We start from the raw sequence: 17,591 nt of genomic DNA on the forward strand, positions 1-17,591 counted from the left end.
ACACATGAGTATTAAAAAAATAACAGCTTTCGTATTAATCTTGGCTTGCATGTCATGCGAAGATTATTTAGAGATATTGCCGGAAGGCCAGGAAAATACTGAGAATTATTTCAATTCACAGTCAGATTATGAAGACGCACTTGTAGGTGTTTATGATTTATTATCAACAACCTATCTTCATAATTTATTGGGAGAAATCGCATCTGATAACAGTTTATGTGGTGGAGAATCTCCAACAGACGTTCTAGATTGGCAGCAAATTGATGATATGACGCACACTCCTGATAATGGTGCGTTGCGTAGTGTTTTTCAATTTATGTATGCCGGAATTAGTCGTGCTAATTATATAGTAGAATTTCAAGATAAGACCGATTTTGAAGGCAAAGACCAGATTCTTGCTGAAAACTTATTTTTAAGATCTTACTATTACTTCGAATTGGTGAAGTTTTTTGGAGATGTACCGCTTTATACTGAAAGTAGAATTAGTATAGAAGGATCACAATCAATTGATAGAACACCTAAAGCAGAGGTTTATGCTCAGCTTGAAGCAGACTTGCAAACTGCTATTGATAATCTTCCATGGCAACAAGGTCAGAGTGGAAGAGCAACCAAAGGAGCTGCATTGGCATTGTTAGGAAAAATTTATTTATACCAGGATAAGTTTGAGGAAGCAGCCATAACGCTTGATCAAGTAATCAATTCTGGACAGTATCAGTTGGTTGAAGACTTCGGAACTATCTTTTTAAATTCTAATGAAAACAATATAGAATCTGTTTTCGAAATACAATATTTCGGAGGAGAAGGTGGAGGTTTCGATTGTTTCCAATGTGTTGAAGGGAACATAGCCGTTGGATTCATGGGACCTAGATTTACAGGTGGAAACTTTTCACCATTTACATCTGGTTTTAGTTTTAACCCTCCAACTGAAGAGCTATATAATGCCTATGCTACGAATGATGAAAGACGCGATGCTACCATATTAAATATGGACGAATTTGTAGCTGAAAGACCAGACGTCACATTTAATTTGGGGAATACTATAGATTATACAGGATACTATAACAAAAAATACATTCCATATGCTGAAGCTAATTCAGGTGATGTCAATCTTACGCATAGTAATAATTACCGAGCGATAAGATATTCAGACGTGTTATTAATGGCAGCCGAAGCATTCAATAGAGGAGGAATTAATGATATTAAAGCAAGAAATTATGTTAATCTGGTAAGAGTTAGAGCTGGACTAGATGAGATTCAAACATCTGGCGCTAATTTAACTCAAGATATATATAGTGAAAGACGATTAGAATTAGCTGGTGAAGGTCATCGGTTTTTCGACCAGGTGAGAACAGGGCAAACGAATTCTATACCAAATTTTTCACCGAAAAATGTGCTGTTTCCTATTCCTAGAATAGAAATTGAATTAGCAGGTAATCGTTGGGAACAAAACGCAGGATATTAAAAATAATAGTTATGAAAATAGTAAAATACGCATTTAGTTTATGTCTTTTAGCACTCGCAATTTATGGTTGCTCTAAAGACGATGATAATTCAAATTTTGTAGATGATATTGCTGCGCCAACAAATGTGTCGGCAAATGTTGTAGTGACACAAGATAATACAGGATTAGTTACAATTACACCATTAGGAGAAGGTGTAACGATCTTTAGAATTGGTTTTGGAGATCAATCAGATCCAGTAGATAATATTCAACCTGGAAATAGTGTAAGTCATACCTATGAAGAAGGGACTTATGAAGCCACTGTAACTGCTACAGGATTGAACGGATTAACCACGACGATTGTTCAGCAAATTGTAGTTTCATTTCAAGCTCCTGAGAATTTAATGGTGACTATAGAAAATGATACAGCAATTTCAAGACAAGTTAATGTAACAGCTTCGGCTGATTTTGCAATATCTTATGAAGTTGATTTTGGTGAAGTTGGGTCAAGTCCAATTATGGCTAACATAGATGATACAGTATCGTTTCAATATGAAGCTGCTGGAACGTACACAGTAACAGTAACGGCGTTTAGTGCCGCAATTGAAACGACATCTTATACTGAAGAGTTTGTGGTGACCGAAATTTTACAGCCATTAGCAGCTGCTCCAACACCTCCAAATCGACAAGATTCTGACGTTATTTCGATGTTTAGCAATGCTTATGAATTAGATGTTAATGTTAGTTCGTGGCGATCAGATTGGAGTACAAGTACATTAACCGATTTGCAAATTGCAGGTGATGATACAAAGTTTTATGCCGATGCAGATTTCGTTGGAGTAGAATTTTATGGTGACGCTGCAGTAGATGCCAGTCAAATGGATGCATTTCACCTGGATTTCTGGAGTGTAAATGCAACAACATTTAGAATAAAACTAGTGGATTTAGGAGGAACTGCAACCGAAGCGGAAATTGTTTTCGAAGATCTTCCTCAAAATGAATGGGTGTCTATAGATATTCCTATGAGTGATTTTACCGATGCAGGTATGACTTCAATTAACTCTATTCAACAGTTAATATTCTCAGGAATTCCTGTAGGAACTTTTGATTTCTTTATCGATAATGTGTATTTCTACAGAGCGCCAACAACAACTGCTGAAGGTTTAGAAGGTACTTGGAGAATGGCTCCTGAAGCGGGTTCTTTAGGCGTTGGTCCGGCTGTTGGTGATATTAGCTGGTTTTCATGTGATGCCGATTGTGTGACCTTAAGAGATTGCTATTTTGATGATGCTTATATATTTGGTTCTGACGGATCGTTTACTAACGATTTAGGTGCCGAAAGTTGGATTGAAGGCTGGCAAGGTGGAGGAGATTCTTGTGGAACTCCTGTGGCACCTCATGATGGGTCAAATTCTGCAACCTATACGTATGACGATGTATCAGGTACAGTAACGTTAAATGGTACAGGAGCTTTCTTAGGACTTGCTAAAGCAAATAATCAAGGGGAGTTACCAAATGTAGCTGTACCGAGTTCAATCACTTATAATGTGACATTTACTGGAGCCAATTCTATAGATGTCTATATTGAATCTGGAGCTGGTGTATTCTGGCAATATAAAATGGTAAGAGATGCTGTAGATTCTAACCCGTTAGAGGGTACTTGGGTTATGGCTCCTGAAGCTGGATCTTTAGGCGTTGGACCTGCAGTTGGTGATACGAGTTGGTTTGCATGTGATGCCGATTGTGTGACCTTAAGAGATTGTTATTTTGATGATACTTACGTCTTTGGATCTGATGGTAGCTTCTCAAATAACTTAGGTGCTGAAAGTTGGATCGAAGGCTGGCAAGGTGGAGGAGACTCTTGTGGAACTCCAGTTGCACCTCATGATGGGTCTAATGCTGCAACTTATACTTACGATGATGCTTCAGGTACAGTAACTATTGATGGTGTTGGTGCCTACATCGGTTTAGCTAAAGCGAATAACCAAGGGGAGTTACCAAATGTAGCTGTTCCAAGTTCAATTACATATAATGTGACGTTTATAGACGCTAATACAATAAATGTTTATGTAGAGTCCGGAGCAGGAGTGTTCTGGCAATATAAACTTGTAAAACAATAAAGAAAAATTGATATGAAAAATCTTATTAAAATAACAGTATTGATGCTTACAATGGCATGCTTTGTCAATTGTGAAGATGATGACGCTACAGTCGGTGATTTAATTGCTCCAACTAACTTGACAATAACTGCCGAGGTAATTGGTGTTGATGCCGATAATCCTAATGGTGACGGAAGTGGTTTTGTAAAACTAACGGCTAGTGCTGATAATGCATTGAGCTATAATTTTCAATTTGGTGATGGTCTAGAAGCTGTTGTACCATCTGGTGTAAATACACACCGTTATAGTTTGGTTGGATTAAATACTTATACTGTAGTGGTTAGCGCAGTTGGTACTGGAGGCGTTTCTACTACTGGAACAATAGAGGTTGAAGTTTTTAGTTCTTTTGATGATATTGAAGCAAAAGAATTGTTAAGTGGAGGTATCGGATCTTCAAAGACATGGTATTTAGATGCAGCTTCACTAGGACACTTAGGTGTTGGCGGTAATGTTGATATTGCTGCCGATGCATTTTGGTTTCCTTCATTTTATGCTGCTCAGCCTTTTGAAAAATGTGGAATCCCAATTTCAGATTGCTTGTGTACAGACGAATTCATCTTTAGTCTCGATGCTAGTGAGCAACTTACGTTTGAGTTGAATAACAACGGACAAACATTTTTTAATGCTAGTCATCAGGGAGTAATTGGTGAAAATGCTGGTGAAGATGCTTGCTTTGACTTTGATACGTCTGGTGTGAGTCTCGTATCTCTGGCGCCTTCTTCATTCGATTGGTCATTAGTACCAGATCCAGATTTTAATGCAAGAGCGACTACAATGAATTTTTCCGATGATAAATTCATGGGATATTATGTAGGATCATCGTCTTATGATATTATTTCAGTGACAAATACGACATTGTATGTGAGAACAGTTGACGCCTTAAATCCTGTTCTGTATTGGTACCACCGATTTACAACAACACCTCCAAATGAAGAATTTAATTCTATTTACAATACTTTAATTTGGTCTGACGATTTTGATACTAATGGTGCGCCAGATGCTGCAAACTGGACTTACGATCTTGGTGCAGGAGGCTGGGGAAATGGAGAAGTGCAAACCTATACCAATACTGCTGAAAATGTTATCGTTGAAGACGGATTTTTAAAAATTACTGCAAAAGCAGATGGCAGTGGATACACTTCAGCGCGTTTGAAATCTGAAAACTTATTCGAATTTACTTATGGTAGGGTAGAAGTTAGAGCAAAGCTACCTGCTTCTATCGGAACCTGGCCAGCTATATGGATGCTTGGAGCAGACTACGATACAAACACATGGCCTGCTTGTGGTGAAATTGATATCATGGAACAAACAGGTCAAGATAAAAATAGAGTTTTAGCTACCGTTCACCATCCTGCGGTTTCACCAGGAGCTGGTGACGGATCTGATACAATACTAACCACGTCTACTACTGAATTCCATAACTATACTGTAGAATGGACACCAGATACCATTACTTTTTTAGTAGATGATACAGTATACCACACTGTTGCTAATTCACTGGATTTACCTTTTGAAAGTGATTTCTTCTTAATTCTAAATATTGCTATGGGAGGAACTTTAGGAGGAGATATTGATCCGGCTTTTACAGAAGATAGTATGGAAATTGATTATGTGAGAGTATATCAATAATAGTATAATTTAATTATTTAGTTAGTCTCGAGTATAAGGTCGAGCATTACACTCGGCCTTATCCTTAGACGATTTAAAGTGAGACAAATCTATATGTACTTGAAACAGAGTAGACTTATATAACGCACTACAGTTTCAAATGAAATTACTTTTGAATCACCTTGACTATTTCAGAACAAATTTAACCCCAAAATATAAGTATTAATCATTGATGGTAGAATCTATAATGACTCAAAATCCAATATATATAGGGCATAAGGAAGCTTCATTTAACAATGCAGAAGTTACAGGAGAATTGTTAACTATAGAAAACGAAACTTATTATAAAATCTCTAATAGCGATCAAATGAGACCGTTTTTTATGAGTATAGTAAGTAATTCAAATCATTGGTTATTTATTTCAAGTAATGGTGCTTTAACTGCTGGTCGAAAGGATGCAAATAATGCACTATTTCCATATTATACAGATGATAAAATAACTGAATCTTCAGAAATTACAGGTAGTAAAACTATTTTTCAAGTTCACAAAGATGATAGAACCTATTTGTGGGAACCATTTTCTGCCAGATACCAAGGTGCTTATAAGGTTCAAAGAAATTTGTATAAAAATACATCAGGTAATAAAGTCATATTTGAAGAAGTTAATCGTGATCTGGATATCACTTTTAGATACCAATGGAATTCTAGTAATCAGTTTGGGTTTGTAAGAAAGGCCAAAATTATAAATATATCTAACCAAAAGATGGATGTGAAAATTTTGGACGGACTTCAAAATATTCTTCCTTATGGTTTGGCATCAGATTTTCAAAACTCTGCAAGTAACTTAGTCGATGCTTATAAAAAAAGTGAATTAGAAGAAGATACTGGAATAGGCATTTTTGCTTTAAGCGCTATAATCGTTGATAAAGCAGAACCTAGCGAAGCTTTAAAGTCAAATACCGTTTGGTTTTCAGGTCTCGACAATCCAACCCATTTATTATCCTCTCTACAATTGGATAACTTCAGGAAAGGCAAAGAAATCCATCAGGAAAATGATATTAGAGCCGAGAAAGGTGCTTATTTTATTTCAAAAGAGTTAAGCCTCGAACCTCAGTCTGAAAAGAGTTGGATGTTTGTCGCAAATGTAAATCAAACCATAAGTGCTATTAATTATGTGTCTCAAAAAATTAAAAGCAATGCTAACCTGGAAGCACTTGTACAACATGATATTGATGCTGGTACAAAACACCTTTTAGAACTTGTTGGCGCATCTGATGGCATTCAACTAACAGATGATAAGTTAAGAGATACACGACATTTTGCAAATACACTTTTCAACATTATGAGAGGCGGTATTTTCGATAATAACTACCAAATAGAAAAAGGTGATTTTGTGAAATATATGGCTAAGGCCAACAAAAAGGTATCTAAGAAAAAAGAAGATATTTTAAATGGTTTACCTAAGCAATTTAATCTAGACTTTATAAAAACGCTTGCCGATCAAGATGAGGATAAAAACTTCAAAAGACTATGTTATGAATATTTACCATTAAAATTCAGCCGAAGACATGGCGATCCTAGCAGGCCTTGGAACAAGTTTTCTATAAATACTCGTAGTGAAGTTGATGGTTCTAAAATATTAGATTACGAAGGTAACTGGAGAGATATTTTTCAGAATTGGGAAACATTAGCGCATTCATATCCTGCATTTATTGAAGGCATGATTCATAAATTCTTTAATGCAACAACCTTTGAAGGTTATAATCCATACCGAGTCACAAAAGATGGCTTCGATTGGGAAGCAATAGAGGAAGATGATCCATGGTCTTATATTGGTTATTGGGGCGATCACCAAATCATTTACTTGCTCAAATTTCTGGAGTTTGTAGAGAACCACTATCCTAATAAATTATCTAACAGTTTTACAAACGATGTGTTTGTTTATGCTAATGTGCCTTATAAGATAAAGAGCTATCAAGAGATTCTAAATAATCCTAAGGATACCATCGACTTCGATTACAAACTACACGATAAAATTAATGATGAAAAAGAGCGATTAGGAGCTGATGGCGCTTTACTTAGAGACGAAAATTTCTTCATTCATAAGGTCAATTTAATTGAAAAATTATTAGCTACCGTTTTAGCAAAAGTGTCTAATTTTATTCCTGAAGGCGGAATTTGGTTAAATACTCAACGACCTGAATGGAACGACGCCAATAATGCTTTAGTTGGTAACGGCGTATCTATGGTGACCTTGTACTACCTAAGGCGATTTATCAATTTCTTTGAAAACATAGTTGAGCAATCTGATCAAGATAACTATAGCCTTTCCATTGAACTTAAAATATTTTTCAAATCTGTAGTGTCAACTTTAGTTGATAACGCTAATGTATTGTCAGGTAAAGTTTCTGATACTGAAAGAAAAACAATTTTAGACGGTCTTGGTAAAGCAGGAAGTGTCTACAGATTAAAGATTTATGAATCAGGATTTTCAAGCGATAAAGACCAGATTTCTAAATCAGATTTACTTGAGTTTTTTACAGTCCTTAAAACGTATTTAGATCATACAATTAAAGCAAATAAAAGAACCGATAATCTATACCATGCTTATAATTTGATGACAGTAGAAAGTGATGCTGAGGTTTCAATCTCTTATTTGTCAGAAATGTTAGAAGGCCAAGTGGCTGTCTTAAGTTCGGGATATTTAAAGCCTAAAGAAGCTCTCAGTGTTTTAGACGGTTTGAAGGCAAGCGCCTTGTTTAGAGAAGACCAATACAGTTATATTTTATATCCAAATAAAGAATTACCACGCTTTGTCGATAAAAATAATATTCCTGAGATATCAGTTGAATCATCAAAACTATTACAGCAACTTATTGCTGATGGTAATACGCAAATTATAGAAAAAGATGTTTTAGGACAGTATCATTTTAATGGCAATTTTAATAATGCCGAAAGTTTGAAAACTGCTATTAATCAGTTACCTGAAGCACAATACAAATCTTTAATTACTAGCGACAAACAATTAGTGCTCGACATGTTTGAAGACATTTTCGATCATAAATCGTTTACAGGTCGCTCTGGGACATTTTTCGGTTATGAAGGATTAGGTTCCATTTACTGGCACATGGTATCTAAGTTGCTTTTAGCGGTTCAGGAAAATTGTTTGTTAGCTGTAGCTCAAAATGAAAGCGAAGAAGTGATTGGAAGATTACTCGAACACTATTACGAAATCAATGAAGGCATTGGAGTACACAAGTCACCAGAATTATATGGTGCGTTTCCAACCGACCCTCACTCACATACTCCTGCAGGTAAAGGAGCGCAACAACCAGGAATGACCGGACAGGTAAAAGAGGATGTGTTGTGCCGATTTGGGGAATTAGGTGTGTTTGTTAGACATGGAGTTTTAATATTTAATCCGAGATTATTGCGATCTGATGAATTTATTTCTGAAGCTAAAACGTTCTCATATTCTAATGTAAATAATGAGGTTAAAACGATTCAATTAGAAAAAGACTCGCTTTGTTTTACCTATTGTCAAGTGCCTGTTATTTATAAAATTTCAGACAAGAATCATATTACTGTAAGTTTTAATAATCAGATTGTTACAGAGTTTGATGGCTTAAAAACAGATATTGAAACAAGTACAAAACTATTTAATAGAACAGGTGAAATCCATCAGATAGTTGTAGAACTGAAAAAATGAAGTGTAACAAGCACAAAATAAAGCGTATACAAATAACAGTAAGCATGTTTGCTATACTCCTTGTGTTGTCATGTCAAACTAGTATAAATAAAGATAATAATTCAGTAGCCAATAAAAACCAACCCAATTTGAACGCGAAAGACATTTTAGGACATCCAGAATATTTAGCCATCTCTTATGGTGGCTATCGAACGACATCCAGAGATGATCAGCCTAGCATCAATGATCTTAAGGAGGATATGTTGATTCTTAATGCTATGGGAGTTAAAATCTTGCGGACATACAATGTTCATTTAGACCAGGCTGCTAATGTGTTAGAGGCTATTCGTCAATTAAAAGATGAAAACGCAAACTTCGAAATGTATGTGATGCTCGGTATTTGGATTGATTGTAAAAACGCCTTTAACTGGGATAACGTCAAACCAGATCATAACCAGGAAAGTGAACGTAACCCTGTTGAAGTTCAAACTGCGGTAACACTTGCAAAAAAATATCCTGAAATTGTCAAAATTCTTGCCGTCGGAAATGAAGCCATGGTGAAATGGGCTACGGCTTATTATGTACAACCTGGCGTAATTTTAAAATGGGTGAATCATTTGCAAGCCCTAAAAAAATCTGGTGAATTACCTAAAGATTTATGGATTACCAGTTCTGATAACTTTGCGTCTTGGGGTGGAGGAGATTCAGAGTATCATGTTGAAGATTTGGAAAAGCTAATACATGCTGTCGATTATATTTCAATGCATACCTATCCGATGCACGATACACATTATCATCCAGTATTTTGGGGAATTTCAGAAACTGAAACAAACACCTCTAAAAAAGTTAAAATTGATTCGGTAATGTTGAGAGCGAAAGTGTATGCGATGTCTCAATATGAAGCCGTAAAAACTTATATGAAAAGTTTAGGTGTTGATAAACCTATTCATATCGGAGAAACAGGTTGGGCTAGTTATTCTGGAGGTCTATACGGAAACAATGGATCTAAAGCAACCGACGAATATAAAGAAGCACTTTACTATCAGCATATGAGAGAATGGACCAATAAAGCTGGGATGTCTTGCTTTTATTTTGAAGCATTTGATGAACACTGGAAAGATGCTGAAAATCCTAAAGGCTCTGAAAATCATTTTGGTTTATTCACTATCGATGGAAAAGCTAAATATGCGCTTTGGGATTTGGTTGATAAAGGTCTTTTTAAGGGATTGACCAGAAATGGAAATCCGATTACTAAAACATACAACGGAAACATAGATGAACTGATGAAAGAGGTCATGATTCCTGAATTAAAACCACAATCAAAATGAGAACATATATTACATTGTTAGTCCTCTCATTTACTGTAATGTCTTGTAAAAGCACATCGCAAAACATGACTGTTTCAGTTAAGGATAGTCATATTTATGTCAACGACTCCTTGTACACGATTAAGGGTATTTGTTATCATCCGGTTCCAAAAGGCAGTGGTAATAACAGAAGTTTTAAAACGCTCACTCAAGATTTAGCCTTAATGACCGAAGCTGGTATCAATACCATTAGAGTCTATGCGCCAATTGATGATGTTAAGGTTTTAGATGAAATTCACCAAGCGGGAATAAAAGTCATAATGGGCTTTGGCTACAATCAAGGCGGTCACTATGATATCGAATCTGAAACCTTTATCGATTACGTCAACACCTACAAAAATCATAGTGCCATCCTGATGTGGGAATTAGGAAACGAATACAATTACCATCCTGAATGGTTTGGAGACGATATTAAAAACTGGTACAAAGCCATGAATGATGCTGCAGATGTAATTCATGCCAATGACCCTAATCATCCAACAACAACCGCTCATGGTGATTTACCTGATGCATTGGCATTAGAAATGAGTCCGAATATTGATGTCTGGGGAATGAATGTCTATAGATGGGATAATCCTGAGCCAATTTTCAAGCTATGGAAAGCGGTGAGTTCTAAACCGATGTACTTATCTGAAACTGGTGGAGACAGCTATATGTCTATTGAAAAAGCAGGTTATAAACAAGGTGAAAACCAGAAAGCTCAGGCAGATGCTGCAAAACACATCTTAAACAAGGTGTTTGAGAATACTGATATCTGTTCGGGAGTGACTTTGTTTTCATTTACTGATGGCTGGTGGAAAGCTGGAAATAACGATACACAAGATATTGGTGGTTATGCGCCTAATAGTACAGGAATCCCTTACGATGGAGCGCCTAACGAAGAATATTGGGGCATTGTAGATATTGATAGAAACAAAAAGCAAGTCTTTAACGTACTCAAGGAAAAGTACCAGAGCTTAAATAAAAACTAAAACCAAAGCATATGAAATTTATCAAACCTAATTTATACATGCTTTTATTGTTTACGATAATGAGTTGTACTAAAAAAGAAACCGCTTTAGTGGTTGAAGTTTATGAAACGTCTGCCAATGGAAATCAACTGACAAAAATCACTGAGTTTCCTTCCGAAGCAAAAGGCGATACGATAACATTAGTTCCTGAGAAAACATTTCAGAAAATCACTGGAATAGGAGGTTCGTTTACCGAATCCTCAGCTTATTTGTTGAATAAACTGAGTAAAGCTAATAGAGAAAAAGTACTTGAAGCTTATTTTGGCGAATCTGGTGCTCGCTATTCTTTAACCAGAACACATATAGCGTCTTGCGATTTCTCATTAACTAATTATACCTATGCACCTGTTGAAGGTGATGTTGAAATCAATAACTTTTCTATTGAGGAAGATCGTGATGATTTGATTCCTATGATTAAAGAGGCTATGGCGATATCGAAAGACGGATTTGGTATTGTGGCGTCACCTTGGACAGCTCCACCTTGGATGAAAGATAATAAGGCCTATGTCGGCGGAAAATTACTACCAGAATATTACGAAGCTTTTGCAACCTATTTTTCAAAATATTTAAAAGCTTACAAAGCTGAAGGTATTGATATCTGGGGATTAACTCCTGTTAATGAGCCTCACGGAAATGGGAATAACTGGGAAAGCATGCACTTTTCTCCAAATGAAGAAACTAATTTTGTTCAAAATTACTTAGGTCCGAAGTTAGAGTCTGATGGATTTGGAGACGTCAATATTCTTGGATATGACCAGAATAGAGCGGGTATAAAAGAATGGGTCGATGAAATGTTTAAAGATGAAGCCTCATCAAAATATTTTGCAGGAACAGCGATTCACTGGTATGAAAGCACTTATGATTATTTTCCAGAAGACTTACAATATGCACATCATAAAGCGCCTGATAAATATCTCATAGAAACTGAAGGTTGTGTTGATTCTGAAATTCCAAAATGGAAAGACGATGCTTGGTATTGGTCTAAAGAAGCTACAGATTGGGGATGGGACTGGGCGCCTGATGAACAAAAACATTTACATCCAAAATATGCGCCTGTAAATCGATATGCGAGAGATATCATTGGCTGTCTCAATAATTGGGTCGATGGCTGGATTGACTGGAACATGGTTTTAGACAAGCAAGGTGGACCAAACTGGTTTGAAAACTGGTGTGTTGCTCCAGTAATTGTTGATCCTGATAATGATGAGGTTTATTTTACACCGATTTATTATACCATGTCACATTTCAGTAAATACATCAGGCCAAATGCAATGATCATAGACGTTCAAAATACTAACGATGCCTTAATGGTTACTGCTGCTAAAAATCCTGATGGATCAATTGCAGTTGTTGTATTTAACGAAGGAACTACTGCACAAAATTTTATTTTAAATCTGAATGGACTAACAACTAACATCGTAGTTAGTGAGCAGGCCATTCAAACCATAGTCATACCATCTAAAACTCAATAATTATGTCTAAAGTCATCAATAAAGTCCCATTCGGCCAAAAAGTGGCATTCGGTGTTGGTATGTTTGCCAATCAAATGTTCCCAGCAATTATGGGGATTTTTATGGTGGTTCTGGTTCAGGATTTAGGATTTCCTGGTTGGATGTGGGGCGTGATTTTCTTTGCTCCAAGGATATTCGATTCTATTACAGACCCAATCATGGGCTTTATTTCAGATAATACCAAATCTAAATGGGGACGACGACGACAGTATGTTTTGATTGGCGGAATTATAATGGGAGTTTCCTATATTTTTATGTGGCAATTGTTTAAAGAAAACTCATTGCAATTTAATTTTTGGTATTTCTTTTTATGGTCTATTTTATTTTATCTCGGACTCACTTTATTTAGTGTGCCTTATGTAGCTATGGGTTATGAAATGAGTGATGACTTTCACGAACGAACTCATATCATGGCAGTGGCACAATTTATAGGCCAATGGGCTTGGGTAATAGCGCCTTTATTTTGGATTATCATGTATGATCCTAGCTGGTTTTCTTCAGCTGAGGTAGCCGTAAGACAATTGTCTATCTGGGTTGCTATTCCATGTGCGATTTGCGCTATAGTTCCTGCATTATTTATAAAAAGCGAGTCAACACTTCATAAAGACTATGAGCCTCTAAACACCTCAAATATTGGAAATAGTCTAATGAAAATCTATTACAGTTTTGTAGAAGCCTTTAAGATTAAAGAGTTTAGAAAAATATGTGCCGCTACGTTTTTAATTTTTAATGCATTTAATACAGTTGCTGCACTCACATTTTTTGTAATTGTATATAAATTATTTAATGGTGATGCTGAAGCCAGCGGTATCTGGGTCTCCATGTTTGGTTGCTTAGGCGCTATAGGAACAACCTTTATAGTCATACCTGTTGTGACTTGGATGTCTAAGATTTTTGGAAAGAAAAAAGCATTTTTGATAGCGCAAGGTATTTCAATTGTAGGCTATTTTATGCTATGGTTTTTGTTTGTTCCTGGGAAGCCATGGATGTATATTATAGCACTTCCATTCTTTTCGTTTGGCATTGGAAGTTTATTTACAATTATGATGTCTATGACTGCAGATATTATAGATGTTGATGAATTTTATACAGGTAAACGCAGAGAAGGCATTTTTGGAGCTATTTACTGGTGGATGGTAAAAGTTGGTTTTGCTATCGCGGGAGCACTTAGCGGTGTTATTATAGGCATTGTAGGGTTTAACCCAGATTTAGCCACTACAGACCAACAACCTGCTGTAGATGGATTGCATGCTTTCTTCTGTTTCTTTCCAATGTTAGGAACGCTTGTAGCCATGTTTATTATGAGAAATTATGGTATTACTGAAAAAACTGCTGGTGATATCCGTGTCGAATTAGATAAACGTAAAGCTATTAAAGTGAAGGATACCGTTTCCAATTCACATGAAAATATTGAATTAGAAAAAACATCAAATACAACAGAATATAATGTCGGTTAGAGCTGGTAAAGTAATGGCATTAGCAGGAGTAGACCTTGCTAATAAGTCGAAAGAAGATTTACAATCTTCGTTTAAAACAATATTAAATAACGGCATGCATGGGTTGTGCTTTAGTCCGTATGAAGAAGGACAGTCGGCAGGCGATCAAATTTCAGAAGCACAAATACGTCGACGTATGGAGATTATTAAACCCTATACAAAATGGATCCGTACGTTTTCGTGTACCGACGGAAATGAAATTATTCCCAAAATAGCTCACGAGTACGGCATAAAAACATTAGTTGGTGCTTGGTTAGGTGATGATCCCGAAATTAATACACGTGAAATAGCAGGTCTTATCCAATTAGCTAAAGAAGGTTTTGTAGATATAGCTGCAGTTGGGAACGAAGTGATGTATCGAGGTGATTTAACTGAAGACGAGTTGTTAAACTTTATGTATCAGGTTAAGAAGGAAATTCCAGAAATCCCAATGGGATATGTAGATGCGTATTATGAGTTTACTGAAAGACCTAAAATAACTGAAGCTTGTGATATCATATTAGCAAATTGCTATCCGTTTTGGGAAGGTTGTCCTCTAGAGTATTCGCTTTTATATATGAAAGAAATGTTTGCACAGGCAAAACTTGCGGCCAACGGAAAGAAAGTTATTGTAACCGAAACAGGTTGGCCAAATATGGGAACTAGTTTTGAAGGCGCTCATCCGTCGTTTGATAATGCTATAAAGTATTTTATCAATGCTCAAAAATGGTCTGAGGAAGACCAAATTGAAATGTTTTACTTTTCATCGTTTGATGAATCTTGGAAAGTTGGAGCCGAAGGCGATGTAGGTGCATATTGGGGACTTTGGAATAAGGATGAAGACTTGAAATTTTAGAAATACTAAAGTGAAATGTGTTTCAATCCTAGTAATAGTAAGAGTTTCGAGATTTTTTAGCTGTTATTATGAAAAGTAAAAATTTTCGACTTGTATGCTTTTTGTAGTGGTGGATTTTTTGTGATTTCTCGTTTTGACTGTTACATTTACGAATATTAAAATATAAAATATTAAAAACTAAGAATAATTAAAATTAATAACTAAATAAATAACAATATGAAAAAAAATTACATCTTAACAGCATTAATGATTTTGGCATTATTGCCAGCAACAGCACAAACGGATATTAATTTTGATCCGGCTAGTACAGAAGGTACTGGATGGATTGGATATATGAATGTTTTTGAAACACCAGCAAATGGAGGTGGTTTTGTTTTTGGTTCAGGATGGGGAACAGCAGATCTTATTGTTGTCGATAATATGGATGGTACAGTAACGTTGAAGCCTAATAGAGTAAATGATACAGATGGGTTCTGGCAAACTGGGAACCTTACTGGAAATAAAATAATGGATGCTACTTATTATTTAGAGGATGATTCATTAGCTGGAACTTCATTTACATTTAATGCTGAAGTTATCAGTAATACATTAGATGATTCTAGTTTAGATTATCCAATTACTTACGAAGCATTTATTAAAGTTTTTGCACCAGATTACAGCTCTTTTACATCATACACTTATGATTTAAGCGAAGGTAATTTTACAATTACGTTAGATGCAGCACAGTCTGCAGTAGGAGATCATATTCAATACGGATTTAATATGACAGGTCCTAATGTCAATATTGATATGTCTTTTGACGCACAATATGACGCTATTGGAGGAATCACTGTTGGAGAAAATACTACACTATCTGTAACTACAGCAGATCGTAATGAGTTTTCAGTTTTTCCAAATCCTACAGCCAATGTGTGGAATGTAAATTCTACTCAGCAAATTAAGTCTATTGAAGTTTATGATGTTCTTGGAAAGCAAGTCATTGCAATGAATCCAAATACTAATGAAGCTACTATTGATACGTCTAATTTGGTTTCTGGTTTATATGTAGCTAAGATTAGTTCAGATAAAGGCAGTAAAACAATGAAGTTAATAAAGAGATAGTCAAAACTAACGCAAGTTTAAGAGCCGCATTTGCTTGTTGCAATGCGGCTCTTTTTTTTAATTTAAAATCTATAAGTCATGAGATTACTATTACAATTACTAAGTTTATTATCAATTACTTTTACATATGGTCAAACCTTTCCTATAGATTTTTCTGAACCCGAAGATGTTATGAATTGCTTTGATTGCACCTTTACTGTTACTACTGATAATGGTGATGATGTAGGTTCAATTTCGGGAGGCGGTTTAGCTTTTGACACGGCACAATTAAATTTAGCTCAAAATTTAGATTTATCAGACGATGATAATAATACCATCACATTCAGAATTAAACCCATTGCCGAATATGGCACCAGAACACATCTTTTAAAGTTTGAAGGTGGCACAGGTCCTGATACAGAACTCTCATTTACAACCACTGGAACCGATTGGCAAATGATTAGTTTGAATTATGGACCAAATTTGGGTAATTATGACTTACTGGTGTTTTTTCCCGACTTTAATAATAATCAAGTTGGAACTTATCTGGTCGATGATTTTGCCGGAGGAACTAATGTTCAAGAATTAGAAATTCCATCGCCTACACCGACAACTCCTGATAATGAAGTGCTAAGTGTTTATGGAGATACAGGAGGTTTTACGAATATATGGACAAGTGATTATTTTTTTGGTGAAGCTACTGTTGTAGATACTGACCCTACAAATGCAATAAACAATACTTTAAAATTAGACTTTTCGGTTGCAGGTTATGGCGAAGGAACAAATTCTGGAATTGTTACTGATGTATCTGCATATAATTATTTTCATTTTGATTATTGGACGTCTGATGCCACACAAATTAGAATGATTTTAATTGAAGAAGATGGTAGTGTGCAAGAATATTTTTATGAACTACCAACTCAGGAAATGCTTAACTATAATGAATGGACAAGTGTTGATATTCCATTGACTTTTTTTACAAGCCAAGGATTTGATTTGGATAAATTTTTTCAATTTAAAGTAGGTACTTTATCCGATTTAGATACAGGGATTGCCTATGTTGATAATCTTTATTTTTCAGTAAACCCAGGAACAAGTTTAAGTGTTCAGGATGTAGAAACAATGACCCTTACTGTATTTCCTAATCCAACACATAACAATTGGGTTATAAAAGCTGCTCAACCAGTAGAATCAATTATTATTTATGATACCTTGGGTAAACAAATTAAGACCTTAAATCCTCATACTAATACAGCATCAATTGATGCCTCTGGATGGCAAAAGGGTATATATTTTGCTAAAATTAATTTAGCACAGCGCAGTCAGGTTATAAAATTGATTAAAAAGTAAGGGTATATTTTCTAGTCATAATAAAAGAGTGTATTTTTATATTGCA

The 17,591-nt window shown here is 35.6% G+C and carries 11 protein-coding genes; all 11 read left to right on the forward strand.

The features are described 5' to 3' along the window. The first annotated feature begins 4 nt into the window (after positions 1-4). Positions 5-1,462: a RagB/SusD family nutrient uptake outer membrane protein gene (locus H7350_RS10270; protein WP_235989326.1), complete on the forward strand. Its 1,458-nt coding sequence runs from the start codon at positions 5-7 to the stop codon at positions 1,460-1,462. A gap of 11 nt (positions 1,463-1,473) precedes the next feature. Beyond that, a complete protein-coding gene (locus H7350_RS10275) occupies positions 1,474-3,561 on the forward strand; it encodes a PKD domain-containing protein (RefSeq protein ID WP_204345824.1) in 2,088 nt (695 codons plus the stop codon). Between the two features lie 12 nt (positions 3,562-3,573). Further along, complete coding sequence (locus H7350_RS10280; protein WP_204345825.1) at positions 3,574-5,229, forward strand: glycoside hydrolase family 16 protein; 1,656 nt, start codon at positions 3,574-3,576, stop codon at positions 5,227-5,229. A 226-nt stretch (positions 5,230-5,455) separates the two neighbouring features. Next, positions 5,456-8,917 (forward strand): hypothetical protein, encoded by a 3,462-nt coding sequence (locus tag H7350_RS10285; RefSeq protein WP_204345946.1) that lies wholly within the window; start codon positions 5,456-5,458, stop codon positions 8,915-8,917. 44 nt (positions 8,918-8,961) lie between these two features. After that, entirely contained in the window at positions 8,962-10,224 is a 1,263-nt protein-coding gene (locus tag H7350_RS10290; RefSeq protein ID WP_235989327.1) for a glycosyl hydrolase family 17 protein, read from the forward strand. Next, entirely contained in the window at positions 10,221-11,234 is a 1,014-nt protein-coding gene (locus H7350_RS10295; protein ID WP_204345827.1) for a glycoside hydrolase family 2 TIM barrel-domain containing protein, read from the forward strand. The genes H7350_RS10290 and H7350_RS10295 overlap by 4 nt, the downstream gene beginning before the upstream one ends. 11 nt (positions 11,235-11,245) lie before the next feature. Beyond that, positions 11,246-12,745 carry a glycoside hydrolase family 30 protein gene (locus tag H7350_RS10300; protein WP_204345828.1) on the forward strand — a complete coding sequence of 500 codons (1,500 nt, stop codon included), beginning with the start codon at positions 11,246-11,248 and terminating at the stop codon, positions 12,743-12,745. A gap of 2 nt (positions 12,746-12,747) precedes the next feature. Then, positions 12,748-14,241 carry an MFS transporter gene (locus tag H7350_RS10305; protein WP_204345829.1) on the forward strand — a complete coding sequence of 498 codons (1,494 nt, stop codon included), beginning with the start codon at positions 12,748-12,750 and terminating at the stop codon, positions 14,239-14,241. Beyond that, positions 14,231-15,115, forward strand: a complete 885-nt coding sequence (locus H7350_RS10310; protein ID WP_204345830.1) for a glycoside hydrolase family 17 protein — start codon at positions 14,231-14,233, stop codon at positions 15,113-15,115. The genes H7350_RS10305 and H7350_RS10310 overlap by 11 nt, the downstream gene beginning before the upstream one ends. A gap of 216 nt (positions 15,116-15,331) precedes the next feature. After that, positions 15,332-16,216: a T9SS type A sorting domain-containing protein gene (locus tag H7350_RS10315; protein ID WP_204345831.1), complete on the forward strand. Its 885-nt coding sequence runs from the start codon at positions 15,332-15,334 to the stop codon at positions 16,214-16,216. A 78-nt stretch (positions 16,217-16,294) separates the two neighbouring features. Continuing rightward, a complete protein-coding gene (locus H7350_RS10320) occupies positions 16,295-17,545 on the forward strand; it encodes a T9SS type A sorting domain-containing protein (RefSeq protein ID WP_204345832.1) in 1,251 nt (416 codons plus the stop codon). The last annotated feature ends 46 nt before the right edge of the window (positions 17,546-17,591 follow it).

Origin of the sequence: Psychroserpens algicola, from assembly GCF_014526325.1 — a bacterium.
In the GTDB taxonomy this organism is placed as follows: domain Bacteria; phylum Bacteroidota; class Bacteroidia; order Flavobacteriales; family Flavobacteriaceae; genus Psychroserpens; species Psychroserpens algicola.

What these genes read in the sequence shown, in the direction of transcription:
- H7350_RS10270 (WP_235989326.1), top strand. Translation starts at nt 5, where the DNA reads ATGAGTATTAAAAAAATAACAGCTTTCGTATTAATCTTGGCTTGCATG.
- H7350_RS10275 (WP_204345824.1), top strand. Translation starts at nt 1,474, where the DNA reads ATGAAAATAGTAAAATACGCATTTAGTTTATGTCTTTTAGCACTCGCA.
- H7350_RS10280 (WP_204345825.1), top strand. Translation starts at nt 3,574, where the DNA reads ATGAAAAATCTTATTAAAATAACAGTATTGATGCTTACAATGGCATGC.
- H7350_RS10285 (WP_204345946.1), top strand. Translation starts at nt 5,456, where the DNA reads ATGACTCAAAATCCAATATATATAGGGCATAAGGAAGCTTCATTTAAC.
- H7350_RS10290 (WP_235989327.1), top strand. Translation starts at nt 8,962, where the DNA reads ATGTTTGCTATACTCCTTGTGTTGTCATGTCAAACTAGTATAAATAAA.
- H7350_RS10295 (WP_204345827.1), top strand. Translation starts at nt 10,221, where the DNA reads ATGAGAACATATATTACATTGTTAGTCCTCTCATTTACTGTAATGTCT.
- H7350_RS10300 (WP_204345828.1), top strand. Translation starts at nt 11,246, where the DNA reads ATGAAATTTATCAAACCTAATTTATACATGCTTTTATTGTTTACGATA.
- H7350_RS10305 (WP_204345829.1), top strand. Translation starts at nt 12,748, where the DNA reads ATGTCTAAAGTCATCAATAAAGTCCCATTCGGCCAAAAAGTGGCATTC.
- H7350_RS10310 (WP_204345830.1), top strand. Translation starts at nt 14,231, where the DNA reads ATGTCGGTTAGAGCTGGTAAAGTAATGGCATTAGCAGGAGTAGACCTT.
- H7350_RS10315 (WP_204345831.1), top strand. Translation starts at nt 15,332, where the DNA reads ATGAAAAAAAATTACATCTTAACAGCATTAATGATTTTGGCATTATTG.
- H7350_RS10320 (WP_204345832.1), top strand. Translation starts at nt 16,295, where the DNA reads ATGAGATTACTATTACAATTACTAAGTTTATTATCAATTACTTTTACA.